The organism is Tepidiphilus sp. J10, assembly GCF_006980785.1.
Classification (GTDB): domain Bacteria; phylum Pseudomonadota; class Gammaproteobacteria; order Burkholderiales; family Rhodocyclaceae; genus Tepidiphilus; species Tepidiphilus olei.
Genome location: NZ_SBHP01000005.1, coordinates 1 through 24930, shown reverse-complemented (window position 1 = coordinate 24930; position 24930 = coordinate 1). Strand labels below are relative to the sequence as shown.

The window sequence follows — 24930 nt, the reverse complement described above, 5'->3', positions numbered from 1 at the left end:
ACCCTCCATGGACAAAGGACCCGACCTCGACGCCGAGGTCGCCGAAAGAGCGCGGGATGGTACCACGAAACGAATGCAAGGGGTTGATCGAACGAAAAAATCTTCGACCTCGCCCCCGAGCGGATTCATTCCAGCCGCACGAGCAGCCCTTTGAGATATTCGCTCTCGGGCACCGCCAACCCCACGGGATGATCCGGCCCGGCCTGCAGGCGGGCGAGCACCTGCGCGTCGCGCCCGTTCTTGGCGGCGCAGTCGGCCACGATCTCGCGGAATTCCTCCGTGCCGATGCCGCCGGAGCAGGAAAACGTCATCAGAAGCCCGCCGGAGGCGACCAGGCGCATGCCATGGAGGTTGACGTCGCGATACGCCCGCCGCGCCTGCGGCACGTGGGCCGCCGAGGGGGCGAACTTGGGCGGATCGAGGATGACGAGGTCGAAGCGCTCGCCGTCGCGCTCCCACTCGCGCAGCAGGGTGAAGACGTCGGCCTCGAACCAGCGCGCCCGATCCGTCGGTAGCGCGGGATCGAGGGCGAGGTTGCGCCGTGCGAGTTCCAGCGCCGGGCCGCTCGAGTCGATCGAGCAGACCTCGCGCGCGCCGCCCGCGAGCGCGTGGAGCGAAAATCCGCCGCTATAGCAAAAGGCGTTGAGCACCCGCGCCCCGTCGGCGAGCTGCCCGGCGAGCCGCCGGTTCTCGCGCTGGTCGAGGTAGAACCCCGTCTTGTGCCCCTGCACCACGTCGACGAGCAGACGCACGCCGTACTCTTCGATCACCACCGTCTCGGGCAAGGTTCCGAAGACGAGACCCGTGCGCGGCTCCAGCCCTTCGAGCCGGCGCACCCCGGAATCCGAGCGCTCGTAGAGTGCTTCCAGCTCCGGCAAGGCGCGCCGGAGGGCATCGACGATGGCCTCCCGCCAGCGCTCGGCGCCGGCAAAGGTGAGCTGCAGCACCGCCACCGCGCCGAAGCGATCGACGATGACGCCGGGCAAACCGTCGGCCTCGCCGTGCACGAGCCGCAGTCCCTGCTGTCCGCGCAACTGGGGATGCGCCAGACGCCGGGCAATCGCCTGCGTGATGCGGCGACGGAAAAACGCATGATCGACGGGCGAATCCGGCGCGAAGTGCCACACCCGCGCGCGGATGCGCGAGGCGAGCGACACCCCGGCGCGCGCGAGCGGCGTGCCATCGTGCCGCGCCACGAGCACGGTGTCGCCGTTTTTCACCGGTCCGTCGATGCGCTCGACGCTGGTGTCGAAAATCCAGGGATGGCGCCGCATGAGCGAGCGCTCCCGCCCGGGTTTGAGGATCAAGGTCGCCATGGGCAGATTCCGGTCTATTTGCGTTTGGCCCGCGGATGGGCCGCGTCGTAGATGTGTGCCAGATGTTGGAAATCGAGTCGAGTGTAGACCTGGGTGCTGGCGATCGAGGCGTGCCCCAGGAGCTCCTGCACCGCGCGCAGGTCACCCGAGGATTGCAGCAGGTGGCTCGCGAAACTGTGGCGCAGCCGGTGCGGATGGAGATTCCCCTCCACGCCGTGCTTGCGCCCCCAGCGCACCAGGCGGCTCCCCACCCCTTGCGGCGAGAGGCGCCTGCCCTCGCGGCTCACGAAGAGCGCTTTCTCGCCCGGCGCCGCCAACCCGGCGCGCACGGAAAGCCACTGGCGAATCGCCGCGATGGCCGTGCGCCCCAGCGGCACGGTCCGGCGTTTGCCGCGCTTGCCGGTCACGCTCACCCAGCCCTGGTCGAGATCGAGGCAGGCGGGATCGAGGTCGAGCGAAACGAGCTCGGCCACCCGCAATCCCGTGGCATAGAGGAGCTCGGCCATGGCGCGATCCCGCACCTCCAGCTCCGCCTCGGGCGTGGCATCGAGCACCCGCTGGGTCTCGTCTACGCCCAACGCCTTGGGCAGGAGGCGCGGCGCGCGCGGCGCGCGCAGCCCCTCGGCGGGATTGACCGCCACCCAGCCCTGGCGCAGCGCCCAGCGGTAGAACCCACGCCAGCATGAGAGGCGCCGGGCGAGCGAGCGCGGCGCCAGACCCTGCCCGTGGGCCCGGGCGAGCGCCGCGCGCAAGGCAGCCGCGTCGGCGCGCAGCGGCTCACCGCCCGTTGCCGCGGAAAGCGCCGCGAGCTCCAGCCGGTAGGCGCGCAACGTGGCCGTGGCGCTACGCCGCTCGGCAGCGAGCACGGCGAGGTAGCGCTCGAGCGGCTCGGGCAGCTTGGATTCGTCCACGGGGCTCACACCACCTCGCGGCAGCGGGCGAGCGCCGCCGTGGCGAGCTCGCCGATACGCCGCAGGAAGACGGTTCCCATCGCCGGATAGAAGCGCTGCGGCTCGGGGCTGCCGAGCGCCAGCAGCCCCACGCCCTCCTCGGGCACGGGCAGCGGCAGCACGGCGCAGGAGGCGACGTCGGTACCGAGCCAGGCGGCGAGCGCCGGATGGGGAGGCGACCCCACGTGCACCTCGGAGAGCGTGCGGGCGAACGCCGCGAGCGTCTCGGGTAATTCCGCCGCGAGCCAGCCGGGAAGGCCCAGGCGCACCGTCGGCACGGCGAACTCTTCGGTGAGGGTGCGCGTGAGGATCTGGCGCACCTGCGGACGCGTCTCCGCCCCGATGAGGGCGAGCGCCAGGCGGTGCATCCGCTCGGCGAGCTGATCGTTCTGCCGCCCGATCTGCAGGAGCTGGGCGAATTTTTCTTCCATCGCCTGGAGTTGACCACGCAGCAGGTTCGCCTGATGCTGGGCGAGCGACACAGTCCCCCCCGGCCCTTCGGACGGCAGGGCCAAGGAGGCCGCCAGCGCCGGCTCATGCAGGAAGAAGTCCGGATGCTCCTGCAGATAATGGCGAACGTCGTCGTGCGAGCAGCTCATCGCGGTAGCTCCCAGGGTTGGTCGAGGTCGATCACTCCTTCGAACACGGTGCGCGCCGGGCCGATCATGATCACGGGCCGACCCGGCCCGGCCCATTCGATGCGCAGCCGCCCGCCGCGCGTGTGTACCGTCACCGGCGGGCACAGCAGCCCGCGCAGGGTACCGGCCACCACCGCGGCGCAGGCACCCGTGCCGCAGGCGAGCGTCTCACCCGCCCCGCGCTCGAATACGCGCAGCCGGATCGCGTCGGGCGCGAGCACCTGCATGAAGCCGACGTTGACGCGTTCGGGAAAACGGGGATGACGCTCGATTCGTGGACCGAGCTCGGCCACCGGCGCCCGATCGGCGTCCTGCACCACCAGCACCGCGTGGGGATTGCCCATGGAGACTGCCGTGAGTTCCACCGGCCTGCCGTCGACTTCGAGCGTCTGCACCACTGCATCGGTGTCGCTGACGAAGGGGATGCGCGCGGGTTCGAGCACCGGCACGCCCATGTCGACGGCCACCTCCCCTTCCTCGCGCAGCTCGGGTTCGATCACGCCGCTCGCCGTCTCCACGCGCAGGCGCTGCTTGGTGGTGAGCCCTTTCTCCACCACGAAGCGGGCGAAACAGCGCGCACCGTTGCCGCACTGCGCCACCTCGCCGCCGTCGGCGTTGAAGATGCGGTAGCGGAAATCGGCGTCGGGGCGGGTGGGCGCCTCCACCAGCAGGAGCTGGTCGCAGCCGATGCCGAAATGGCGGTCGGCAAGCCAGCGTACTAGTTCCGGCGTAGGCGTGAAGCGCTGGCGAATCGCGTCGATCACGACGAAATCGTTGCCCAGGCCGTGCATCTTGGTGAAATGGAGAAGGTTCATGCCCTCAACGCCTCGTCGATGAGCTCGATCCAATGGCACACCGGCACGCTCGCGCCGTGCGCCAGATGGGTGATGCAGCCGATGTTGGCCGAGGCGATCCGGGCCGGAGCGTGTTCGGTGAGGGCGGCGAGCTTGTTGCGCTTGAGCGCCTCGGCCAATTCCGCCTGCAGCAGCGAGTAGGTTCCGGCCGAACCGCAGCACAAGTGGGCATCGCGCACCGGCACCAGAGTGTAGCCCGCGCGCGCGAGCAACCGCTCGACCACGCCGCGCACCTTCAGACCGTGCTGCAAGGAACAGGGCGCGTGAAAGGCCACGGCCCCGCGCGGCGTCGGCTGCGCCGGCAGCAGCGCTTCGAGTGCAGCCGATTCGGCGGCGAGCACTTCGCTCACATCGTGCGCCCGCTGCGCCACCTGCGCTGCCTTGTCGGCATAGGCCGGATCCTCGGCGAGCCAAAACCCATAGTCGCGCACCTGGGCTGCACAGCCGGAGGCGGTGATGAGGATGCCCTCGATTTCACCCGACTCGATCGCCGGCCACCAGGCGTCGATGTTGCGCCGCGCCCGCGCTCGCGCCCGTTCCTGTTCGTCGAGGTGCCATTCGATCGCCCCGCAGCACCCCGCCCCCGGCGCGGCCTCGAGCGAAATGCCCAGCCGGTCGAACACGCGCTCGGCCGCCGCGTCGATCGCCGGTTCCAGCTCGGGCTGCACGCAGCCTTCCAGCCGCCACCAGCGGCGAGGGTGGCGCGCCGTCGGTCGCGGGCCAGCCTCTTTTTTCGCCGGAATCTTCGCCGCCAGGGAATCCGGCAGCACCCCTTTGCCCAAACGGGCGAGCCGCAGCGCCGCGGCGAAGCGTTGGCGTTCAGGCAGCACGCGCGCCAGCGCCCAACGCTTGGCCCGTTCGGCGAGCGGCCGCGGCACGCGCGCATCGACCTCGTGCCGGCCGATGTCGAGCAGGTGCGCGTATTCCACGCCCGAAGGACAGGTCGTCTCGCAGGCGCGGCAGGTGAGGCAGCGGTCGAGATGTTGCTGGATGGCGCGCGTGGGCGGCACGCCCTCGAGCACCTCTTTGATCAGATAGATGCGCCCGCGTGGCCCATCGAGCTCGTCCCCGAGCAGCTGATACGTCGGGCAGGTGGCGGTGCAAAAGCCGCAGTGTACGCACTTGCGCAGAATGACGTCGGCCACCCGGCCGGCGGGGGTGTCACGAATGAAATCGGCCAGATTCGTCTGCATCGCTCACTCCAAGGGCAAGCGACGCGCGAACACGCCGTCGGGGTCGAAGGCGGCCTTGAGCCGCTCTTCGATGGCGCGCTCGGCGGCGCCGCGCGGCGCGAACACGCGCTCACCGGCCCGGGCGCCGCGCCAGCGCACGGCATGTCCGCCCACGGCGCGAGCGCGTTCGAACCAGGAATCGTCGCCCACCGGGCGGCGCAGCCAGCGCAGCCCTCCGCCCCATTCGACGAGCGCATCCTCCGCATCCGCCCAGGCAGGCGTGGTCGGCGGCAACGCCAGACGCCACAGCACCTCACCCTCGTGCAGGTTCCAGACGGGCAGGCGCTGCTCGCGCACTTCCTCCCAGAATCGCTGCGCCGCCGCCTCCGGCAGCACCTCGCCGCCCAGGCGCGCCGCGGCCGCTTCCACCGCCGCCCGGGCGCCGGCAAGGCGCAGGGTCATTTCCCCTTGCCACCACACGCTCGCCGACAGGGGAAGCGGCTGTCCCGCCCAGCGGTTGAAGCGTTCGATCGCCTCGTCCTGGCTGCAGGCAAAGCGCAGGGTGAGGGTGGCCGGGGGCAGCGGCAAAACCTTCAGCGACACTTCGAGGATCACCCCCAGGGTGCCGAGCGAACCGGCAAAGAGCCGCGCGACATCGTAGCCGGCCACGTTCTTCATCACTTCGCCGCCGAAGCGCAGCACTCGCCCCTGGCCGTCGAGCACCCGCACTCCCAGCACGTAGTCACGCAGCGCCCCGTGTCCCCAGCGGGTCGGGCCGGAGAGACCAGCGGCCACCGCCCCGCCGATCGTGGCCGAATCGGCGAAGTGCGGCGGAGAGAAAGGCAACCATTGCCCGTGACGCGCGAGCAGCGCCTCCACCTCCGCCAGCGGCGTGCCGCCATAGGCGGTGAGCACCAATTCCGAGGGCTCGTAACGGATGATGCCGGAGAGCAGACCCACCTTCAGCGGCTCGGCCTCCGGATCCGACGCCCCGTACCAGGATTTGCTGCCCCCGCCGCGGATCTCCAGCCGCCTGCGCCCGCGCGCCGCCAGCACCTGCTCGCGCAAGCGATCGACGATCGCATTCATCGTTTCTCCTCTCGTTTTTTGCGCCGCCGCTCGGCGAGTCGCGCCTCGTCGCGCAGCCACAGCAGGGAACCGATCAGCCCCAACACGGGAATGGCGACCAACAGCAGCTGCACCCAGGCCCTCTCACTCATGGCTTGTGAATCCATCTGCTGATTGCGACGATTGCTTCACGAGCAATCACGCCGTTCAGAACCGCGGCAATTCAGCAAAAGGCAGCTTGCCGCGCGACACGCGCATCCGGCCGTATTCGGCGCAGCGGTGCAGCGTGGGAATCGCCTTGCCGGGATTCAGGATTCCCGCCGGGTCAAAAGCCGCTTTCACCTGGAAGAACGCCTCGAGCTCCACGGGCGAGAATTGCACGCACATCTGGTTGATTTTTTCTACGCCCACGCCGTGCTCGCCGGTGACCGTGCCCCCGAGCCGCACCGAAAGCTCCAGGATGTCGGCCCCGAACGCTTCGGCCCGCTCCCATTCGCCGGGCTGATTCGCATCGAACAGGATCAAAGGGTGCAGATTGCCATCACCCGCGTGAAAGACGTTGAGACAGCGCAGCCCGTATTCGCGCTCCATCTCGGCGATCGCCTCCAGCATCTCGCCCAGGGCCTTGCGCGGAATCGTCCCATCCATGCAGTAGTAGTCGGGCGAGACGCGCCCGGCGGCCGGAAACGCCGCCTTGCGTCCGGCCCAGAAGCGCAGCCGCTCCTCCTCGTCGCGCGAGACGCGCCACTCGGTGGCGCCACAGCGCTCGAGCACCGCGCCCATGCGGGCGATCTCTTCTTCCACTTCCTCGGGCGTGCCGTCGGACTCGCACAGCAGCACCGCCGCGGCCTCGAGCGGATAGCCCGCGTGGACGAAGTCCTCCGCAGCGATCGTCGCCCCCTGGTCCATCATCTCCAGCCCCGCGGGGATGATGCCCTCGGCGATGATCGCGGCCACCGCCTCGCCGGCGGCGCGCACCGCGTCGAAGGCGGCGAGGATGCAGCGCGCCGTCTGCGGTCGGGGCAGCAGTTTCACCGTGATCTCGGTGACCACCGCCAGCATTCCCTCCGAGCCGATCGCCAGTGCGAGCAGGTCGTAGCCCGGCGCATCCGGCGCGAGGCTGCCGAACACGACGGGCTCCCCCGCGGCGGTGTAACCGCGCACGCGCAGTACGTTGTGCACCGTGAGGCCGTACTTCAGGCAATGCACGCCGCCGGAATTCTCGGCCACGTTGCCTCCCAGCGTGCAGGCGATCTGTGAGGAAGGATCCGGCGCGTAATAGAGTCCGTAGGGCGCGGCCGCTTCCGAGATGGCGAGGTTGCGCACCCCCGGCTGCACCGTGGCGGTGCGCGCGAAGGGATCGAGGGCGAGGATGCGGTTGAGCCGCGCGAGCGACAGCACCAGCCCCTGCGGCTGCGGCAGCGCCCCGCCCGACAAGCCCGTACCCGCGCCGCGTGGCACGACCGGCACCCGCAGGCGATGGCACGTCTGCAGCAGCGCCACCACTTCCTCTTCGGTACGCGGCAGGGCCACGGCCCAGGGCAGTTCGCGAAAGGCCGACAGACCGTCGCACTCGTAGGCACGCAGCTCGGCTTCTTCGTGGATCAGACCGTCCGCAGGCAGGAGGCGGCGCAACTCGGCGACGAAGACTTCGCGCGTGACGGCGGGAGAAGGAGTATGGAGCGCAGTCTCAGCCATCGATGGGTTCCAAAGAAGAAGGTTCTTCAGGGGTTTCGCCTGCCGGACACAGCACCTCGGAGACGCGATCCGCCGTTCCTTCCAAGTGACGCTCGGCCGCGCGCCGCGCCGCCGCCGGATCGCCTGCACGCACTGCTTCGAGGATCTCGCGGTGCTCGGCATTGGCCACGACGGGCCAGCCGCGCACGCGCCCCTCATCGCCCCACAGGACGCGGTGCACGGCAGTATTTTTCACGCCCAGATATTCCTGAAAACGTTCGACCTCGGGGTTGTGCGTCGCCCGCGCGAGCGCCAGGTGGAATTCGTCGTCCCACTGCGCCCCCGTCGTCTCCTCGGTAGGGCTGTGCGCTGCCTGCTGAGCCCAGCGATCCATGGCGAGCACCACCGCTTCGAGATGATGCAAATCTGCCTCGGTACGCCGCACCGCCGCCAGTTCGGCCACGCCGGTTTCGAACACCTTGCGCAACTCGAGGATGTGGCGCAGTTCTTCGAGGATGGAAACCTCCTCGACGTTCTTCAGATGGAACCCCTTGCGACCGGGGCGATCGATCACGTAGGTGCCGGAGCCCTGACGTGCCATGACCACCCCTTCGGCCTTCAGATGAGCGATCGCCTCGCGTACCACCGCCCTACTCACCCCGAACCGTTCGCTCAAGGCATGTTCGGACGGCAAGCGGGCACCACGCGGATGATGACCGGCCAGGATGGACTGAACGAGCAAATGGGCGACTCGCTCACACTCCCTTATCATTTTTTGTCGTGTTCTCATGATCTTGGCCGCGTGAATGAATCGTTGCAGAATTTACACGCAAGCCGCGCCAGGATCAAGCGGCATGTTCGGGCGCGCGTTCGAGCAGAGGGCGCGCGATGGTCGCCAGCCCTCGTTGCAACATGGTTTCGAGCCGCTGGAGTTGCTGTTCGAGCCGCTCGCGCTCCGCATGCAGTTCGGCCAGCTGCGGCTCCAGGGATTCCGCCGCCTGATGCACCCGTACGATGCCGTTCATGCGCAACTCGAGCTCGGTCTTCTTCTCTTTCAAGGCCGCCTCGAGCGGCAACAACGCCTGCCGGACCCAGGTGACCGTTTCGCGGTGCATCGCCGCCCAGCGATGCTGCACCTCGCTTCCGACCAAGGCGAGGAATCGTTCGATGACTCCCGACTTGGTATGCGCGAGCATGGTGCCCCAGCTGGCAAGCTGGCGTAAGGCCAAGGTACGCGCCGTCTCGAGCGACTCTCGGGCGGCGGCGAAATCGAGCGGCGCCGGTGGCTTGCAGACGATGCCGTGTTCCACTTCGAGCTGGCGCATCATGGTGGTGAGCATCTCGTGTATCTCCGCCACCTTGGCCTGAGCCCGGTCGATGAGGGCGAACACCCGTTCGAAAAACTGCTCGATGCGCTCCCTCAAGTCGGAAGAAAACGCCGCCATCTCCATCTGATGGCGCACGTCGGCCAGCTCGAAACGAAACCGCGACATCGCCACCGCGTCGAGCAACTCACGACAGAGTTTGACATAAACGGCGCGAGTGGCCTGATAACGGTGAAAGGCCGCGTCGAATTCCTCTTTCTCCGTCTGGGCCTTGCGCAAGAGATACGCCACTCGGCTGCGGTTCTGGCCCCGCAGGGCGACCAGCTCCGACTCCTGCGTTCCCACGGCCGACAAGCGCTCGCGCAACATTCCCGCAGCCAACGAACCGATCTCGCGAAAGGCGGACTCCACCGCCTCGCGCGTAAGTGCCTGGCGTTTTCCGAGCAAATCCTGAGACAAGGCGTGTTCGAACGGTTCGATGCGGCTACGGCGCAGCAAGTCCCGTTCACCATGGATGCGAGCGGCCAACGCCTTCTGCGCCGACAACGGGAAGACGTGCTCCGGCCTCACCCCCAGCATACGGGCCACGGAGTCGACCTGGGCGGCGATCTCGCGCTCGATCTCCTCTTCACTGCGGATGCCGTCCCACAGCGAATCGATCTTGTTGAGCGCGATCAGACACCCTTCGCCGGGGTCGACGCGCGATTCGAGCACGTAATGGCGCCAGATCTTCATGTCGCTCTGGGTGACGCCCGTGTCGGCGGCCAGCACGAAGACCACGGCGTGGGCCTGCGGCAAAAGCGAGAGCGTCAGTTCCGTTTCGGCGCCGATGGCATTCAACCCCGGCGTATCGAGAATCACCAGCCCGCGGGCGAGCAGCGGATGCGGATAGCGCACGATGGCATGGCGCCAGGCGGGCACTTCCACGAGGCCGTCTTCACCCGGCACCAAGCCGGCCTCGCCGCTCGGGTCGATGTGAAAACCCAAGGATTCTGCCTCGTCGACCGGGATACGCCGGGTCTCGCCCACGCGCTCGAGCGCCCGTTGGACGGAGGCGAGGTCTTCTGGATGGTAGGACTGCACGCTCCAGCACTCGCGGCGACGTCGCGCCTCGTGCAGTGAAACGATCTCGCGGCGCGTGTCGATCGGCAGCAACAAGACTTCGGGACGCGCTCCCTCGTACCATTCGATCTCGGTGGGGCACATCGTCGTACGGCCGCTGCGAGAGGGCAAGGCCCGTGCACCGAGCGAAGAAAAAACGAGTGCGTTGATCAGTTCCGACTTGCCCCGCGAAAATTCCGCCACGAACGCCAGGCGCAGACACTCCTCGCGCAGGCGCTCACGGGCCGCCTCGAGCCTGCCGGCGAACGCTTCGTCCGCCACGCCCAGGGATTCCAGCGTGCGGGCAAGAGATTCCAGCGCCTCGAGCGCCTCTCGACGCCATTCGTCATAGGCCGTGAAATACCGTTCGAGACTCACCGCCGATCCCCAGGCATGGAAACACCATATAAGCTTACCATGCCCCTCATCCACTGCGTTGGCACGAGGGGCAGAAAAAGGTACTCCGTCCTCCTTGTGTCACCCGGCGCACCGGCGTAGCGCAGCGCGGACACGGCTCCCCTTCGCGCCCATACACCGCGAGCCGGCCGCGATATTCGCCTCCCTTGCCCTCCACCGTGCGGTGATCGCGCAGGGTCGTGCCGCCGGCGGCGATCGCCGCCTCGAACACCGCGCGCAGCGCCGCGATCAGCCGCGCCCAATCGCCCTCGTCGAGCGATTCCGCTGGCCGACCCGGCGGGATACCGGCAAGAAAGAGCGCTTCGCAGGCGTAGATGTTGCCCGCCCCTACCACCACGTCGCCCGCGAGCAGCACTTCCTTGATCGCCCGCCGCCGTCCCTGCACCTTGGCGCGGGCCCAAGCCGGGGTGAGCCGCTCGTCCCACGGCTCGAGCCCCAGGCGCGCCTCCAGGGTCCGTTCGGCGGCTGCATCGAGTGGCTCGACGAGACCGAAACGCCGCGGGTCGGTATAGCGCAGCAAAGTTTCTGCGAAAAGAAAATCCAGGTGATCGTGCCGCCCCGGCGGCACGTCCGGCGCCACGAACGCGATCCGCCCGCTCATGCCCAGATGCACGAGCAGCGTCCCCCCGTCGAAGCGCCACAGCAGATACTTTCCCCGCCGCTCCACCCGCAGCAGCCGCCGCCCTACCCAGGAGGCGAGCAACGGCACCGGCCGGCGCAGGCGCGGCTCGCGCACCCGCACTTCCGTCAGGATTTTCCCGACGAGGCGCTCCTCCACGCCGCGGCGCACCGCCTCCACTTCGGGCAGTTCAGGCATCTCACCCCCCCAGATGCTGCAGGGCGAGCAACACGCCCATCCCCGCGAGGAAAGGCACCCACGGATTGCGCCAGCGAAGCACCACGAGCACCACCGCCGCGGCGGCAACGAGGCGCGGCGAGAGAAAATCCAATGGCTGTCCCGTCCCCCCCACCAGTTCCGGCGCGATCAGCGCACCCAGCGCCGCCGCTGGCGCGAAGCGCAGGAAGCGCTGCATGCCCGCCGGCAGACGCACCCGCTCGCCCGCGAGCAGGAACGCCCCCCGGGTGAGCCAGGTGGCAAAGAACATCAATGCGAAGATCCCATAGAGTCGCCACTCACCCATCATCGCTCCCGAGCAACGCCTTGCTGTCGCCGTTCGAAAAGATAGCCCGCCACCAAGCCGACGATCACGGCGGCGATCACCCCGGTACGCAGCGGCAAATCCCGCAGCAGCAAAGCCGACGCACCGGCAGCCAAAGCCGTGACCAGCATCACCCGTTCCCGGCACATGGGGACGAGCAGCACCAACAGGGCAATGGTTCCCATGAATCCCAGCGACCAGTGCTCCGGCACCCAACTCGCCCCCACGATCCCGACGAGCGAAGCGATCTGCCACGTCCCCCAGCACCACAGGCCGGCGCCGAGGAAACGCCCCCAACGTCGCTGGGCGTCCTGTTCCTGGAGCAGACCTGGTCCCTGGACGAGGAAGACCACATCCACGAGCAGGTAACTACCCAAGGCACGGCGCGCCCAAGGTTGATCGTGGAACGCCGGAGCCATCGCCGCGCTGTAGATGACGAAACGCAGGTTCAAGATCGCCGCGGTGGCCAGGATCAGCCACACCGGAGCCTCGCTCACGAGCAGCGGCAAAGTGCCCAGCTGGGCGGTCGCCGCGAAAACGAGCACGTTCATCGCCAAGGATTCGCCGATCGAGAGGCCGCTGGCGCGCATGGCGATGCCCGTGGCGATCGCCCAAGGCACCAGCCCGAGGGAAAAGGCCAGAATTTCACGGCCCCCTTCGCGCAGACCCATTCGGAGCGTGGACATCACCCTCTCCTCGAGGTGCCCGGCGAACGCCGCCCACCGGAGCCAACCCGCCCCCCCGGTGCATCCTGCCACGGCACCAGCTGATCCGGCCGATTCCCGATCAGATCGCGCCGCCCCATCTTCAGCAACGCCTCGCGAATGAGGGGCCAGTTGGCCGGATCGTGCCAGCGCAGCAGCGCCTTGTGCAGCCGCCGACGCCGCCCCTCGCGCACCACCTCCACCGTCTCGCCGCGCGCGAGCGGCCGCAGCGGATTGCGCCCGCTGTGATACATCGCCGTGGCGAGCGCCATCGGCGTGGGCAGAAAAGTCTGCACCTGATCGGGGCGAAAACCGTTCTTCTTCAGCCACAGCGCCAGGGCCACCATATCCTCGTCGGTGGTCCCCGGATGCGCGGCGATGAAGTACGGAATCAGCTGCTGGTTCTTGCCCGCCTCGCGCGAGAATCGCTCGAAGAGGGCGCGGAACTGCTCGAACGCCTCCACGCCCGGCTTCATCATCTTGGAGAGCGGCCCCGGCTCGGTGTGCTCCGGTGCGATCTTCAGTCGCCCGCTCACGTGGTGGGTGACGAGCTCGCGCACGTACTCGGGCGAGCGCACCGCCAGATCGTAGCGCACGCCCGAGCCGATGGTGATGCGCTTCACCCCCGGCACCTGCCGCGCGCGGCGATAGAGCTGCACGAGCGGCGCATGGTCGGTATCCAGGTTCGGACAGATGCCGGGATAGACGCAGGACAGGCGCCGGCAATGGCGTTCGATCGCGGGGTCCTTGCAGCGCATGCGGTACATGTTCGCCGTCGGGCCGCCCAGGTCGGTCACGTGCCCGGCAAAGCCCGGCGTGCGGTCGCGGATCGCCTCGATCTCGCGCAGGATGGAGTCTTCCGAACGGCTCTGGATGATGCGCCCCTCGTGCTCGGTGATGGAACAGAACGTGCAGCCGCCGAAACAGCCGCGCATGATGCTCACCGAGAACTTGATCATCTCCCAGGCAGGGATGTGCGCTTGCCCATAGCTCGGGTGGGGTCGTCGCGCATAGGGCAGACCGTAGATGAAATCCATCTCGGCGGTGGATAGCGGCAGCGGCGGCGGATTGACCCATACCTCGCGCGCCCCCGGCCCTTCGCCGTGGCGCTGCACCAGGGCACGGGCGTTGCCCGGGTTCGACTCCAGGTGCATCACCCGCGAGGCGTGCGCATAGTGCAGAGGATCATCGCGCACCGACTCGAACGAAGGCAGACGCACCACCTCGCGGCTACGGTCGCGTTTCGCCCCCACGGGCTCTGGCGCATCGGAAGGCTGCGGCGCGTGCGACACGGGGCGCGGCGCATAAGGGTCGGGCGGCGGCAGAGGCCGGCCGGGCGCCTCGATCTCGCTCGCGTCGATCTCGCGCCAATCCGCCTGCGGTTTCCAACCCGGCGGCACCGCGAACACCGTGCCACGCAGATCGCGGATCGAACCGATCGGCTCGCCCGCATCGAGCCGACGCGTGAGCGCGAGCAGCGCCCGCTCCGCGTTGCCATAGAGGAGGAGGTCGGCCTTGGCGTCGAGCAACACCGAGCGGCGCACTTTCTCCGACCAGTAATCGTAATGCGCCAGCCGTCGCAGGCTCGCCTCGATCCCCCCAAGCACCACCGGCACGCCGGGAAACGCCTCGCGCACCCGCTGCGCATAGACGATCACCGCCCGGTCCGGGCGCTTGCCCGCCACCCCGCCCGGCGTATAGGCATCGTCCGAGCGGATGCGTCGCTCAGAGGTATAGCGGTTGACCATGGAATCCATGTTGCCGGCGGTGATGCCGAAATAAAGGCGCGGGCGCCCCAACGCCTTGAACGGCTCGGCGCTGTGCCAATCCGGCTGACTGAGGATGCCCACGCGGTAGCCGTGCGCCTCCAAGAAACGCGCGAGCAGCGCCATGCCGAAACTCGGATGGTCGATGTACGCATCCCCCGTCACCAGGATCACGTCGCACGCGTCCCAACCCAGCCGCTCCATCTCCGCGCGCGTCATCGGAAAGAACGGCACCGGCGCCCGGGCGCTCGCCGGCGCGATGATCGTCTCTCCGTTCCAAACTTCCGTCTGCCGCATCGTTCCTCATCCTTCGCCCGCCTTGCCGGGCCCATCGATTCTCATTATCCTACGCAAAGAACTTTTCTGGAGCGAACTGCCCATGTCCTCTCCCCCCGGTCGCGCCGGCACCGTCGGTCTCTTCGCCACCTGCCTGATGAACGCGATGCGGCCCAACATCGGCTTCGCCGCTGCGCGGCTCCTCGAAGACGCCGGCTGGCGGGTCGAAGTTCCGCGCGAGCAGACCTGCTGCGGTCAGCCTGCCTACAACGGGGGCGACGAAGACGCCGCCCGGGCGCTCGCCCGCCGCACCATTGCCCAGTTCGAGGCCTTCGACGCCCTCGTGGCTCCCTCCGGCTCGTGCCTTGCCACCCTCAAGTACGACTACCCCCGGCTGCTACGCGACGACCCGCTCTGGGCCGGCCGCGCCCAGGCGCTCGCCGACAAATCCTGGGAGATCCTCACTTTTCTCCACGAACGGGTCGGCGTCGAGCACATCCGCAGCCGATTCCCCCATCGCGTCGTCTACCACGACAGCTGCTCGGGGCTGCGCCAGCTCGGCATCCGCGAGGCGCCACGCGCGCTCCTTGCCCGCGTCGAGGGGCTGCAACTCGTCGAGGCCGAAGAGCGCGAAGTCTGCTGCGGCTTCGGCGGCACCTTCAGCGTCAAATACCCCGCCCTCTCCGAGCGCCTGGCCGAGAACAAGGTGCAACGGCTCCTTGCCACTCGCGCGGAGGTCGTGCTCGGCGGCGACCTCGGCTGCCTCCTGCACCTCGCCGGTCGGCTTTCCCGCATCTGCGCCCCGGTGCGCGTCTATCACACGGTCGAAGTGCTCGCCGGCCTGGCCGATGGCCCCGGCATCGGCCAGGCCTGAACGGAGCGACCCCATGCAGATCCGTACCCGTGAATTCGTCCCCCGCGCCACCTTCGCGCTGCACGACCCCAACCTGCAGCGCGCGCTCGCCAAAGCCGCCGACGGGTTCATCGGCAAGCGCGCCAAGGCCATCGCCGAAGTCCCCGAGTTCGAGGCCCTGCGCGAAGCCGCCAGCGCCCGCAAGGACGAGATCCTCTCCGAGCTCGACCTCTGGCTCGAACGCTTCGAAGCGCGCGTACGCGCCGTGGGCGGCCAGGTCCACTGGGCGCGCGACGCCGAAGAAGCCCGCGCCATCGTGCTCGCCCTGTGCCGGCGCGCCGGTGCCAAGACGGTGGCCAAGGGCAAATCCATGGTCTCCGAAGAGATCGGACTCAACGAAGCGCTCGCTGCCGACGGGCTCGAAGTGATCGAAACCGATCTGGGGGAATACATCGTGCAGCTCGCCAAGGAACCCCCCTCGCACATCATCGCCCCGGCCGTACACAAGACCAAGGAACAGGTCGCCGAACTCTTCGCCGAACACCACGGCGGCCCGCCGAAGACTACCGTCCCCGAGCTCGTCACCGAGGCGCGACTGCAGCTGCGGCGCAAGTTCTTCCGCACCGACGTCGGCATCACCGGCGCGAACTTCCTCATCGCCGAGACCGGCGCCTCCGTCATCGTCACCAACGAGGGCAACGGCGACCTCACGCAGTCGCTCGCCCGCGTGCACATCGTCACCGCCGGCATCGAAAAAGTCGTCCCCACCCTGGAAGACGCCACCCTCTTCCTGCGGCTGCTCGCGCGCAGCGCCACCGGCCAGGACAGCGAAACCTACACCACCTATTCCATGGGCCCGCGCCGCGCCGACGACCCCGACGGCCCGCAGGAATACCACGTCGTGCTCGTCGACAACGGCCGCAGCCGCATGCTCGGCGGCCCCTGGCGCCCCATGCTGCGCTGCATCCGCTGCGGCGCCTGCATGAACCACTGCCCCGTCTATGGCGCCATCGGCGGGCACGCCTACGGCTGGGTCTACCCCGGCCCCATGGGCTCGGTGCTCACGCCGCTCTTCGTCGGGCTCGACACCGCCTACGACCTCCCCAACGCCTGCACCCTCAATGGCCGCTGCGGCGAAGTCTGTCCGGTGAAAATCCCCCTGCCCGAACTCATCCGCGAAGTACGCCACGCCCAGCAGCGCGACGGCCTGCACCCCCCGGCGGAGCAGCGCGTCAAGGCCCTGTGGCGGCGCGTCGCCGAACGCCCCGCCCTCTACCACGGGCTCGAACGCCTCGCCGTGCGGCTGCTCGCCACCCTCGGACCCAAAGGACGCATCCGCCGCCTGGCGGGGCTCCACGCCTGGACGGACGCGCGCGACCTCCCCGCCCCCGCTGGCCGTACCTTCCTCGAACTCTGGCACGCCAAAGGCCGCGACGAATGAACGAACCCGATCCCCTCGACCACGCCCTCGCCGCCCGACGCCGCGACACCGTGCTCGGCGCGATTCGCCGCAACCTCGGCCGTGACGCCGCCCCGCCCGCGCCCGAATTCCCCTTGCCCCCGGTGCACCCGCGCATTGCCGTGCCCGACGAAGATCTGGTCGAACGCTGGCGCCGGCGCTGGGAAGCCCGCGGCGGCACCAGCGCCCTCGTGCCCACGAAAGCATCCGCGGTCGAGCACCTCGTCGCTTGGTGCCGCGAACACGACCTCCCTCCCCCCACCCACGCCGCCCGGCCCCTGCTCGAACTCCCCTGGCCCGCCGACTGGTCCCTCGACCCCGGCCCCGCCGGCATCGACACCCAGAGCGCCGTGAGCCTCGCGTTTGCCGGCATTGCCGAAGTCGGCAACCTCGCCTTCCTCTCCGGCCCGGAAAGCCCCGTCACCCACCTCTTCGTGCCCGACAACCACTTCATCCTGCTGGACGCCGCCGCCATCGTGCGCCACTTCGAAGACCTGTGGCAGCGCCTGCGCCAACACCTCGCCACCTCCGACGCCGACTGGCGCGAACGGCTCCCCCGCACGATCAACTTCGTCGCCGGCCCCTCCCGCACGGGTGACGTCGAACAGACGATCCAGCTCGGCGCCCATGGGCCGAGGAGGGTGCATGTGGTGATTTTCCAAGAGAATCGTTGAAACGCCCTTTGACGAGGAGCCCCCCATGACCGATCAAGCCTATACCCCGCCGCGCGTCTGGAAGTGGGAACAACCCAGCGGCGGGCGCTTCGCCAGCATCAACCGCCCCGTGGCCGGCCCCACGCACGAAGCCGAGCTGCCCGTGGGCAAGCACCCCCACCAGCTCTACTCGCTCGGCACGCCCAACGGCCAAAAAGTCACCATCCTCTTCGAAGAGCTGCTCGAAGCCGGTCATGCCGACGCCGAATACGACGCTTGGCCCATCGACATCATGAAAGGCGAGCAATTCTCGACCGGGTTCGTCGCCATCAACCCCAACTCCAAGATTCCCGCGCTGCTCGACCGCAGCACCGATCCCCCGACGCGGGTGTTCGAATCGGGCGCCATCCTGGTCTATCTGGCGGAAAAATTCGGCGAATTCCTCCCTGCTTCCGGTGCCCCGCGGGCCGAGTGCCTCTCCTGGCTCTTCTGGCAAGTGGGTTCCGCCCCCTACCTGGGCGGAGGATTCGGGCACTTCTACGCCTACGCGCCCGTCAAGCTGCAATACCCCATCGACCGCTTCGCTATGGAAGTCAAGCGCCAGCTCGACGTGCTCGACCGCAACCTCGCCGAGCGCCGATTCATGATCGGCGACGAATACACCATCGCCGACATGGCCATCTGGCCCTGGTACGGCGGCCTGATCCTAGAAAACCTCTACGACGCCGCCGAGTTCCTGCAAGTCCACAGTTACGCAAACGTCGTGCGCTGGGCGAACGACATCGCCGCGCGCCCCGCCGTCCAGCGCGGCCGCCGCGTCAACCGCATCCGCGGGCCGGAATCGCTGCGCCTGCCCGAGCGGCACGGACCGGAAGATTTCCTTGCGTCCTAAACTCTTGCGGCAAACGACGAGACAAAGGCGGCCCAACCATCAGAAGCCTGTCTGTTCAGAAGTGGGCGCTGTGCCAAGGCTGGACCGGCCCTTGACAAGGGGCAGGAGCCCGACTTTAATAACTGTTATTAGCCATCAGGAGACACCGCGATGCCGACCAGTGTGGCACTCAGCCCCCATTTCGAAGCCTTCATCCGCCAGCTGGTGGAGTCGGGCCGTTTCAACAACGCCAGCGAAGTGGTGCGCGCCGGACTGCGCCTACTCGAAGAGTACGAAGCCGAACGAGCGGCCAAGCTGCAGGCCCTGCGCGAAGCCGTTGCGGTGGGGCTGGCCAGCGGACCGGATATCCCGGCGGACGAGGTGTTCGATCGACTGGAGGCGAAGTATCTCGCCATGGCTGAAGCGGCCGAAAGAACCTGATTGGTACGGCTTATCTTTCTGCCGCAGGCCGAAGCGGATACGGCAACTACCTCGTGCTGTTTTTTGAAGAGCCTGGCCTGGTGCGGATCGTGCGGGTGCTGCACGGGGCCATGGACGTCGAAGCGCAGTTCGCCGAAAAAATCTCTCTCCCGACACCAAAACCGACACAAAAATCTAGTCGAATCTTTGCGCGGCCGCCGCGTCCACCGCATCCGCGGGCCGGAATCGCTGCGCCTGCCCGAGAGCGGCACAGGTCGAAATATTTCGGGCGCTGCAGCGACGCTGCACCGGATCATTCCATGCCGTTGCCGGAGCCGGCGCGAACCGCTACACTTCATTCCCACGCAATAACGGAAACGCGGCGCCTGCCGGGTTTCCCTTTCCAAGAAATGAGCGCCCATGCCAACACTGAACTGGATCGGCAAAGACGCCGTCGTCAAGCATCACAAGGACGTCCCGTTCCGACTGCTGGAGCCGGTCGCGGATCTTTCCTGCGGCCCGGCGGATTCGGGCAACCTCATCGTGCAGGGCGACAACCTGCACGCCTTGAAGGCGCTGCTGCCGCGCTACGCCGGCCAGGTGAAATGCATCTACATCGACCCGCCCTACAACACCGGCAACGAGGGCTGGGTCTACAACGACAACGTGAACAGCCCCGAGATTCGCCGCTGGCTGGGTGAGGTGGTAGGCAAAGAGGGCGAGACGCTCGACCGGCACGACCGCTGGCTGTGCATGATGTACCCGCGGCTGGTGCTCTTGCGGCAGTTCCTGCGCGAGGATGGGGCGATTTTCGTGTCGATCGACGACAACGAGGTGGCGACGCTGCGGCTCCTGATGGATGAGATTTTTGGGGCCAAGAATTTTGTGGCATCCGCCATCTGGAACATGATAGACAGCCCCAAAAACAGTGCTCGGTATCTGAGCGAGGATCACGAATACATCGTGTTGTATGCTGCGAATAAGGACAAGTGGCGACCGAATCCTCTGCCTCGCAGCGAAGCGATGATTGCGCGGTATAAAAACCCCGATAACGACCCCCGGGGCCCGTGGTTGCTTAGCGATTTGGCTGCGCGTAATTTCTACGCACAAGGCCGATATGCGATCACTACACCATCAGGAAAAGTTATCGATGGTCCGCCATCAGGAAGTTACTGGCGAGTAAGCGAAGAAAAATTCTGGGAGCTAGATAGGGACAATCGAATATGGTGGGGTAAAACGGGTAGCAGTCGCCCTGGTATTAAACGTTTTCTCAGCGAGGTCAAGGACGGTGTTGTTCCCAGAACACTATGGCCTTGGCAGGAAGTTGGTAGCACGCGCCATTCAAAGCAGGAGATCAGCCAGATTCTGAATTTGGGAGCATCCAGCGACCTGTTTGTTACCCCAAAACCGACAAAGCTTCTCCAGCGCATCCTGCAAATCGCTACCGACAAGGATTCCCTTATCCTCGACAGCTTCGCCGGCTCCGGCACCACGGGCCACGCGGTGCTCAAGCAAAACACCGAAGACGGCGGCAACCGGCGCTTCATCCTCGTCGAGATGGACGAAGGCATTGCGCAGAACGTCACCGCCGAGCGCGTCAGGCGCGTGGCGCAGGGCTACACCAACGCCAAGGGGCAGGAGGTCGCGGGCCTGGGCGGCGGCTTCCAGTTCTGCCGCCTGTCGGCCGAGCCGCTGTTCGATGCCGACGGGCAAATCCGCAGCGATGTGACCTTCGCGCAACTGGCCGAGTTCGTCTGGTTTGCCGAAACCGGCACCGGCTTTACCGGCATGGCCGATTCGCCGCTGCTGGGCGTGCACGAAGGCCGCGCCATCTATCTGCTCTACAACGGCATCTTGAAAGACAAGTCCGTGGCCGGCGGCAACGTGCTCACCGGCGCAGTGTTCGACGCGCTGCCGCCGTTTACCGGCCCCAAGGTGATCTACGCCGCCGCCTGCCGCCTGGGCAACGCACGGCTGGCGCGCGAGGGCATCATCTTCAAGCAAACGCCCTACGCGCTGGAGATGTGAGCCATGCAGGCGCGCAAGGTCATCATCATTGCCGGGCCAAACGGCGCGGGCAAAACTACGTTTGCACTGGAGCGAGAAGCCATGAATCCACGACCGATCGAAACCGCGCAGGATGAGGACTTGCGCCTATCACGTCAGGCCATGCAACGCGCCGCCCTACGTGCCTGGGAAATCGCAGCGCGGACCGGTACGGCCATCATCATCCGCCGTGCCGGCGCGATCGAGGCGGTACGGCCCCAAGAGCTCGAACCGCCGCAGCTGCAGCAGACACTGCACGCGCCAGACACGGGAAAGCCATGACCCCCTTCACCCCCAAAACCTACCAGCAGCAGGTGCTGGACAGCGTGGAGGCCTATTTCAAGGCTTGCCACGAACTCCCCTCGCCCGCGCTTGCCTTCACCGCCACGACCGAACGCCTGTGGGGCCGCGGCAATCCGTACCACCCGCTCACGGGCTTTCCGGCCGACATGCCGTACTTCTGCCTGCGCGTGCCGACCGGAGGCGGCAAGACCTGGCTCGCAGCGAAAAGCGTGGCGCTGGTGAACACGCACCTGCTGCGTTGCGAGTACAGCGTAATTTTGTGGCTGGTGCCCAGCAAGTCGATCCGCGAGCAGACGATCAAGGCGCTGAAGGATCGCAGCCACCCCTATCACGCCGCGCTGCGCGAGGCAGGGCCGGTGACGGTGCTCGATCTGGAAGAAGCCAAGAGCGTGACGCGCGCCACGCTGGACACGTCCACCACCGTGATCGTCGCCACGCGCCAGGCGTTTCAGGTGGAGGATGAGGAATGCCGCAAGGTGTATCAGTCGAGCGGCGCGCTGATGCACCACTTCGACAACCTCTCGCCCCACCAGCGCGATGCCTTGCTGACCGAAGGCGAGGGCAGCGAGCGCACCGTGCCCTATTCGCTCGCCAACGTGCTGCGCCTGCGCCGGCCCTTCGTGATCGTGGACGAAGCGCACAACAGCCGCACGGAGCTCGCCTTCGACATGCTGGCGCGCTTTCGCCCGAGCGGCGTGCTGGAGCTCACCGCCACGCCCGACCTCACGCGCACGCCCAGCAACGTGCTGCACAGTGTGTCGGCCGCCGAATTGAAGGCGGAAGAAATGATCAAACTGCCGGTGCTGCTCGAAACCGAGCCCAACTGGCAGCAGTGCCTGGCCGATGCGCTGGCCCGGCGCGAGGCGCTGCACAAGCTGGCCGATGAAGAACGCCGTGCCGGCGCGCCCTACCTGCGGCCGGTGGTATTGATCCAGTCCGAACCGCGCCGCGCGGGCGTGGAGACGCTGGATTTGGACCGCGTGAAGCACGAGCTGATCGCCAACCACGGCATCCCGCCTGCCGAGATCGTGGTGGCCGCCGGCGAAGAAAAAGGGCTGGAGCAGATCGACGCCACCTACCCACGGGGCATTGCCGACCCGGCCTGCCCGGTGAAGTTCGTCATCACCCAGAAGGCGCTCGCCGAAGGCTGGGATTGCCCGTTTGCCTACATTCTGGTGAGCATGGCCGAGCTGAAATCGGCCACGGCGGTGGAACAGCTGCTGGGGCGCATCCTGCGCCAGCCGAACGCGCGCCACTTTGCCAACCAGCGCCTCAATCAATCCTACGCATTCGTGGTGTCGCGCAACTTTGCCGAAACAGCGGCCGCGCTGCGCGACCGGCTGGTGGCCGGGGCCGGCTTCGAGCGGCGCGAGGTGGCCGAATTCGTGGCTGCGGCTTTGCCGGAGCAGGCGCGTCTCGACCTGGAAGCTCACGCCGGGCGTGTGGTGGTGCGGCCGGTGGCGGTGACGCTGCCGGAAAAGCCCGACCTCAAAAGCGTGCCGAAACCGGTGCGCGACAAACTGAGCTGGGACAGTGCGCTCAACACCCTGACCCTGCACGCGCCGCTCTCGGAAGATGAAACCGAAGCGCTCAAGGCATCGGTCACTTCCGCAACGGCAGCCGCGGCCATCGAGCAGGCCGCCGAAGAAAGCCGCACCACCGCGATCGAGTTCTTCCGCACGCCCGCCGAGCTGGGCGAGCGCTTTCGCGTGCCGCAGCTGGCCTTGCGCGTGCAGGGCAAGTTGCAGCTCTTCGACGATCCGGAAGTGCTCGAATATCCGTGGAACCTCTCGCTCTACGACGCCGAACCGACGGCCGGCGAACTCGCAGCCTTGGGTGCGGCGCTCAAGGTGGCCGAGGGCGGCGAAATCGACGTCGACGCGGGTGGTCACGTGGTGTCGCGTTTCCTGCCCGAATTGCAGCGCGACTTGGGTCTCGTGTATCCACCCGAACACTGGGACGAAGTACGCCTCGCCACCTGGTTGTGCCGCAACCTGCCCGAACCGTCGCTGACCCATGAGAACAAGCAGGCGTTCGTCGCCGCGTGGCTCACGGCCTTGCTGCGCCGGGACGGCTTCACGCTGGCGCGCGTCAACCTGCAGAAGTTCCTGATCCGCAATCTATTGGAGGCGCGCATTCGCGAACTCCGCAGGCAGGCCGTCCGCAAAGCCTACCAGCAGACGCTCTTTGGTGACGACGCCGCCACGCGCGTGACCGTGACCGATCAGTACGCCTTCGAGTTTCACGCCTTGGCCTACGCGCCCAGCCGCGACTACGACGGCCGCTTCGGGCATTTCGACTTTCGCAAGCACTTCTACGGCCGCATCGGCGACTTCGACAGCAAGGAAGAGTTCGAATGCGCCTGCCAGTTGGATATGTGGGCGCAGCAGGGCCGTATCCAGTTCTGGGTGCGCAACCTCGTTCGGCGAGAAGGCAGTTCGTTCTTCTTACAGAAGGCCGACGGCCGATTTTACCCGGATTTCCTGTGCCAATTGCCCGGCACAGCAGACGCGCCGGGGCCAATTCTGGCGGTGGAATACAAGGGCGCGGATCGCTGGAACGCCGCCGAAGATGACCGCCTGATCGGCGGCCTGTGGGCCAGCCTGTCGCAAGGCCGCTGCCGCTTCGTGATGGTCACAGACAAGCGCTGGGAGTGGATCGAAGAAAAACTGGGGTGAAGAAACCGAGTATCGAGTATGAACGTGAAAAAGACACCTCCAACGTGGAGCGACGTCAAGGCCAAACTCGCCGAACTCGACCGCGCCGGGTTGATCGGGCTGGTGCATGACCTGTACGCGGCCAGCAAGGAAAACCAGGCTTTTTTGCACACTCGATTTGCATTGGGTGACGACCCGCTCAAGCCTTACAAAGCGACGATCACGCAATGGATCAACCCTGCCGACCCCCGCAAGCCGCAGTCCGTGGCCAAGGCCAAGAAAGCCATCAGCGATTACAAAAAAGCACTGGGCCAGCCGGAGGCCTTGGCCGAACTGACGGTATTCTATTGCGAGGAAGTATTTGCGTTTCTGGCCGTTTGCGGCATGGAGGACGAAGGCTTTTACGACGCGCTCGTGAACATGTTCGAGCAGGCGCTGAAGTACGTGCTGGCCTTGCCCGAGCCGCAGCAGGCGCCTTTCTTGGTCAGACTCGACCGAGTGCGCCAGCTGGGCCAAAACGTCGGCTGGGGCGTGGGCGACAACTTCAACGACTTGTGGCTGCAGGCGGGTTTGGGGTAGGTGAAAAGCGAGGCTTGCTTTGCAATGTTCCCCTGGATACCCTACACAACAGGGAACAAGGCAAGCGCAGCCCCATGGGGGCCGCCAAAGCGCCACTCAAAATAATATTATTGGACACAGCGCCGGAGGCGGCCTTGGCCGCATTGCTCTAAACAACGGCTACGCAACCCATTCTCTTGAAAAAGGAGTCATCATGAAAGCTAGCGCCCGCAACCGCCTGCGCGGCACGGTGAGCAAACTGGTGCCGGGTGCGATCAACACGGAAGTGGTGCTGACTCTACCCCCCTCTGTGTCAGAATAGTTGTCGTCTCGATAGATCCTGAAACCAGAGGGCGACAAAGGAAGAACGAAGTGGCCAGATACGGACAGTCCTTCAAGGACAGGGCGGTTGCACGGCTGTTGCCGCCAGAGAGTGCGACGGTGGAGACCGTTGCCCGTGAGCTGAGCATTTCGGCTGCGACGCTAGCGCGCTGGCGTGCCGAGGCACTCTCCCAGCCCGTTGGCGAGCGGGGCTGGAGTGCGGGGGCCCGCTTCGAAGCGGTACTCTCGACGGCCGCGATGGACGAGGCGAGCAAAGGGGCCTGGTGCCGCGAGCATGGCGTGTATCCCCAGACGCTCGAGCAATGGCGCACCGCCGCCCTGCAGGCGCTCGATGAGCCCGAGGA

Annotated in this window: 25 protein-coding genes; 11 read left to right on the top strand and 14 right to left on the bottom strand. The window is 67.0% G+C overall.

Going from position 1 to position 24930, the window contains the following annotated elements:
- Positions 1–125: 125 nt before the first annotated feature.
- The 14 genes from EPD81_RS07620 to EPD81_RS07560 form a co-directional block, all read right to left on the bottom strand.
- Positions 126–1316 (bottom strand): class I SAM-dependent rRNA methyltransferase, encoded by a 1191-nt coding sequence (locus EPD81_RS07620; RefSeq protein ID WP_142804861.1) that lies wholly within the window; start codon positions 1314–1316, stop codon positions 126–128.
- Between the two features lie 14 nt (positions 1317–1330).
- Complete coding sequence (locus EPD81_RS07615) at positions 1331–2227, bottom strand: tyrosine recombinase XerC (RefSeq protein WP_142804860.1); 897 nt, start codon at positions 2225–2227, stop codon at positions 1331–1333.
- A gap of 5 nt (positions 2228–2232) precedes the next feature.
- Positions 2233–2865 (bottom strand): DUF484 family protein, encoded by a 633-nt coding sequence (locus EPD81_RS07610; RefSeq protein ID WP_185955396.1) that lies wholly within the window; start codon positions 2863–2865, stop codon positions 2233–2235.
- Entirely contained in the window at positions 2862–3719 is an 858-nt protein-coding gene (gene dapF / locus EPD81_RS07605; RefSeq protein WP_142804858.1) for a diaminopimelate epimerase, read from the bottom strand. The genes EPD81_RS07610 and dapF overlap by 4 nt, the downstream gene beginning before the upstream one ends.
- Positions 3716–4951 (bottom strand): glycolate oxidase subunit GlcF, encoded by a 1236-nt coding sequence (gene glcF / locus EPD81_RS07600; protein WP_142804857.1) that lies wholly within the window; start codon positions 4949–4951, stop codon positions 3716–3718. The genes dapF and glcF overlap by 4 nt, the downstream gene beginning before the upstream one ends.
- Before the next feature lie 3 nt (positions 4952–4954).
- Positions 4955–6019, bottom strand: coding sequence for a glycolate oxidase subunit GlcE (gene glcE / locus EPD81_RS07595; RefSeq protein ID WP_142804856.1), 1065 nt, complete (start codon positions 6017–6019; stop codon positions 4955–4957).
- Positions 6016–6150 carry a hypothetical protein gene (locus tag EPD81_RS10850; protein ID WP_255446500.1) on the bottom strand — a complete coding sequence of 45 codons (135 nt, stop codon included), beginning with the start codon at positions 6148–6150 and terminating at the stop codon, positions 6016–6018. Before EPD81_RS10850 ends, glcE begins: the two co-directional genes overlap by 4 nt.
- A gap of 55 nt (positions 6151–6205) precedes the next feature.
- Positions 6206–7696: an FAD-linked oxidase C-terminal domain-containing protein gene (locus tag EPD81_RS07590; RefSeq protein WP_142804855.1), complete on the bottom strand. Its 1491-nt coding sequence runs from the start codon at positions 7694–7696 to the stop codon at positions 6206–6208.
- Positions 7689–8447, bottom strand: coding sequence for a FadR/GntR family transcriptional regulator (locus EPD81_RS07585; protein WP_255446499.1), 759 nt, complete (start codon positions 8445–8447; stop codon positions 7689–7691). Before EPD81_RS07585 ends, EPD81_RS07590 begins: the two co-directional genes overlap by 8 nt.
- Positions 8448–8520: 73 nt before the next feature.
- Entirely contained in the window at positions 8521–10479 is a 1959-nt protein-coding gene (locus EPD81_RS07580; RefSeq protein WP_185955394.1) for a dynamin family protein, read from the bottom strand.
- Between the two features lie 46 nt (positions 10480–10525).
- A complete protein-coding gene (gene mutM, locus EPD81_RS07575; protein WP_142804852.1) occupies positions 10526–11335 on the bottom strand; it encodes a bifunctional DNA-formamidopyrimidine glycosylase/DNA-(apurinic or apyrimidinic site) lyase in 810 nt (269 codons plus the stop codon).
- A 1-nt stretch (position 11336) separates the two neighbouring features.
- Positions 11337–11663 (bottom strand): AzlD domain-containing protein, encoded by a 327-nt coding sequence (locus EPD81_RS07570; RefSeq protein ID WP_142804851.1) that lies wholly within the window; start codon positions 11661–11663, stop codon positions 11337–11339.
- The gene (locus EPD81_RS07565; protein ID WP_221928856.1) at positions 11660–12364 is read right to left on the bottom strand and encodes an AzlC family ABC transporter permease; all 705 of its coding nucleotides are present in this window, start codon (positions 12362–12364) and stop codon (positions 11660–11662) included. Before EPD81_RS07565 ends, EPD81_RS07570 begins: the two co-directional genes overlap by 4 nt.
- The gene (locus EPD81_RS07560) at positions 12364–14367 is read right to left on the bottom strand and encodes a YgiQ family radical SAM protein (RefSeq protein ID WP_142804974.1); all 2004 of its coding nucleotides are present in this window, start codon (positions 14365–14367) and stop codon (positions 12364–12366) included. Before EPD81_RS07560 ends, EPD81_RS07565 begins: the two co-directional genes overlap by 1 nt.
- 160 nt (positions 14368–14527) lie before the next feature.
- Between EPD81_RS07560 and EPD81_RS07555 the strand changes: the two genes are divergently transcribed.
- From EPD81_RS07555 to EPD81_RS07500, 11 genes are all read left to right on the top strand, one after another.
- Positions 14528–15298 carry a (Fe-S)-binding protein gene (locus tag EPD81_RS07555; protein ID WP_142804849.1) on the top strand — a complete coding sequence of 257 codons (771 nt, stop codon included), beginning with the start codon at positions 14528–14530 and terminating at the stop codon, positions 15296–15298.
- A 13-nt stretch (positions 15299–15311) separates the two neighbouring features.
- Positions 15312–16718 carry a LutB/LldF family L-lactate oxidation iron-sulfur protein gene (locus tag EPD81_RS07550; RefSeq protein ID WP_142804848.1) on the top strand — a complete coding sequence of 469 codons (1407 nt, stop codon included), beginning with the start codon at positions 15312–15314 and terminating at the stop codon, positions 16716–16718.
- Positions 16715–17410: an LUD domain-containing protein gene (locus tag EPD81_RS07545; protein WP_142804847.1), complete on the top strand. Its 696-nt coding sequence runs from the start codon at positions 16715–16717 to the stop codon at positions 17408–17410. The genes EPD81_RS07550 and EPD81_RS07545 overlap by 4 nt, the downstream gene beginning before the upstream one ends.
- A 25-nt stretch (positions 17411–17435) precedes the next feature.
- Positions 17436–18281 carry a glutathione-dependent disulfide-bond oxidoreductase gene (yghU, locus tag EPD81_RS07540; RefSeq protein WP_142804846.1) on the top strand — a complete coding sequence of 282 codons (846 nt, stop codon included), beginning with the start codon at positions 17436–17438 and terminating at the stop codon, positions 18279–18281.
- Positions 18282–18431: 150 nt separating this feature from the next.
- The gene (locus EPD81_RS07535) at positions 18432–18701 is read left to right on the top strand and encodes a type II toxin-antitoxin system ParD family antitoxin (RefSeq protein ID WP_142804845.1); all 270 of its coding nucleotides are present in this window, start codon (positions 18432–18434) and stop codon (positions 18699–18701) included.
- A gap of 399 nt (positions 18702–19100) precedes the next feature.
- Positions 19101–20708 (top strand): site-specific DNA-methyltransferase, encoded by a 1608-nt coding sequence (locus tag EPD81_RS07530; RefSeq protein ID WP_142804844.1) that lies wholly within the window; start codon positions 19101–19103, stop codon positions 20706–20708.
- Positions 20709–20711: 3 nt separating this feature from the next.
- Complete coding sequence (locus EPD81_RS07525) at positions 20712–21008, top strand: ATP-binding protein (RefSeq protein ID WP_142804843.1); 297 nt, start codon at positions 20712–20714, stop codon at positions 21006–21008.
- Positions 21005–23707 carry a DEAD/DEAH box helicase gene (locus tag EPD81_RS07520; protein WP_142804842.1) on the top strand — a complete coding sequence of 901 codons (2703 nt, stop codon included), beginning with the start codon at positions 21005–21007 and terminating at the stop codon, positions 23705–23707. Before EPD81_RS07525 ends, EPD81_RS07520 begins: the two co-directional genes overlap by 4 nt.
- Before the next feature lie 18 nt (positions 23708–23725).
- Positions 23726–24265 carry a hypothetical protein gene (locus EPD81_RS10680; protein WP_185955393.1) on the top strand — a complete coding sequence of 180 codons (540 nt, stop codon included), beginning with the start codon at positions 23726–23728 and terminating at the stop codon, positions 24263–24265.
- Positions 24266–24458: 193 nt separating this feature from the next.
- Entirely contained in the window at positions 24459–24566 is a 108-nt protein-coding gene (locus tag EPD81_RS07505) for a TOBE domain-containing protein (protein ID WP_185955392.1), read from the top strand.
- A 50-nt stretch (positions 24567–24616) separates the two neighbouring features.
- A partial coding sequence (locus EPD81_RS07500) for a transposase (RefSeq protein WP_142804841.1) occupies positions 24617–24930 on the top strand: 314 nt, incomplete at its 3' end.

Bases quoted from the DNA above. Each gene is read 5' to 3' on its own strand.
- EPD81_RS07620 (WP_142804861.1), bottom strand. From the start codon at position 1,316: ATGGCGACCTTGATCCTCAAACCCGGGCGGGAGCGCTCGCTCATGCGG.
- EPD81_RS07610 (WP_185955396.1), bottom strand. From the start codon at position 2,865: ATGAGCTGCTCGCACGACGACGTTCGCCATTATCTGCAGGAGCATCCG.
- dapF (WP_142804858.1), bottom strand. From the start codon at position 3,719: ATGAACCTTCTCCATTTCACCAAGATGCACGGCCTGGGCAACGATTTC.
- glcF (WP_142804857.1), bottom strand. From the start codon at position 4,951: ATGCAGACGAATCTGGCCGATTTCATTCGTGACACCCCCGCCGGCCGG.
- glcE (WP_142804856.1), bottom strand. From the start codon at position 6,019: ATGAATGCGATCGTCGATCGCTTGCGCGAGCAGGTGCTGGCGGCGCGC.
- EPD81_RS10850 (WP_255446500.1), bottom strand. From the start codon at position 6,150: ATGAGTGAGAGGGCCTGGGTGCAGCTGCTGTTGGTCGCCATTCCCGTG.
- EPD81_RS07590 (WP_142804855.1), bottom strand. From the start codon at position 7,696: ATGGCTGAGACTGCGCTCCATACTCCTTCTCCCGCCGTCACGCGCGAA.
- EPD81_RS07585 (WP_255446499.1), bottom strand. From the start codon at position 8,447: ATGATAAGGGAGTGTGAGCGAGTCGCCCATTTGCTCGTTCAGTCCATC.
- mutM (WP_142804852.1), bottom strand. From the start codon at position 11,335: ATGCCTGAACTGCCCGAAGTGGAGGCGGTGCGCCGCGGCGTGGAGGAG.
- EPD81_RS07570 (WP_142804851.1), bottom strand. From the start codon at position 11,663: ATGATGGGTGAGTGGCGACTCTATGGGATCTTCGCATTGATGTTCTTT.
- EPD81_RS07565 (WP_221928856.1), bottom strand. From the start codon at position 12,364: ATGTCCACGCTCCGAATGGGTCTGCGCGAAGGGGGCCGTGAAATTCTG.
- EPD81_RS07560 (WP_142804974.1), bottom strand. From the start codon at position 14,367: ATGACGCGCGCGGAGATGGAGCGGCTGGGTTGGGACGCGTGCGACGTG.
- EPD81_RS07555 (WP_142804849.1), top strand. From the start codon at position 14,528: ATGTCCTCTCCCCCCGGTCGCGCCGGCACCGTCGGTCTCTTCGCCACC.
- EPD81_RS07550 (WP_142804848.1), top strand. From the start codon at position 15,312: ATGCAGATCCGTACCCGTGAATTCGTCCCCCGCGCCACCTTCGCGCTG.
- EPD81_RS07545 (WP_142804847.1), top strand. From the start codon at position 16,715: ATGAACGAACCCGATCCCCTCGACCACGCCCTCGCCGCCCGACGCCGC.
- yghU (WP_142804846.1), top strand. From the start codon at position 17,436: ATGACCGATCAAGCCTATACCCCGCCGCGCGTCTGGAAGTGGGAACAA.
- EPD81_RS07535 (WP_142804845.1), top strand. From the start codon at position 18,432: ATGCCGACCAGTGTGGCACTCAGCCCCCATTTCGAAGCCTTCATCCGC.
- EPD81_RS07530 (WP_142804844.1), top strand. From the start codon at position 19,101: ATGCCAACACTGAACTGGATCGGCAAAGACGCCGTCGTCAAGCATCAC.
- EPD81_RS07525 (WP_142804843.1), top strand. From the start codon at position 20,712: ATGCAGGCGCGCAAGGTCATCATCATTGCCGGGCCAAACGGCGCGGGC.
- EPD81_RS07520 (WP_142804842.1), top strand. From the start codon at position 21,005: ATGACCCCCTTCACCCCCAAAACCTACCAGCAGCAGGTGCTGGACAGC.
- EPD81_RS10680 (WP_185955393.1), top strand. From the start codon at position 23,726: ATGAACGTGAAAAAGACACCTCCAACGTGGAGCGACGTCAAGGCCAAA.
- EPD81_RS07505 (WP_185955392.1), top strand. From the start codon at position 24,459: ATGAAAGCTAGCGCCCGCAACCGCCTGCGCGGCACGGTGAGCAAACTG.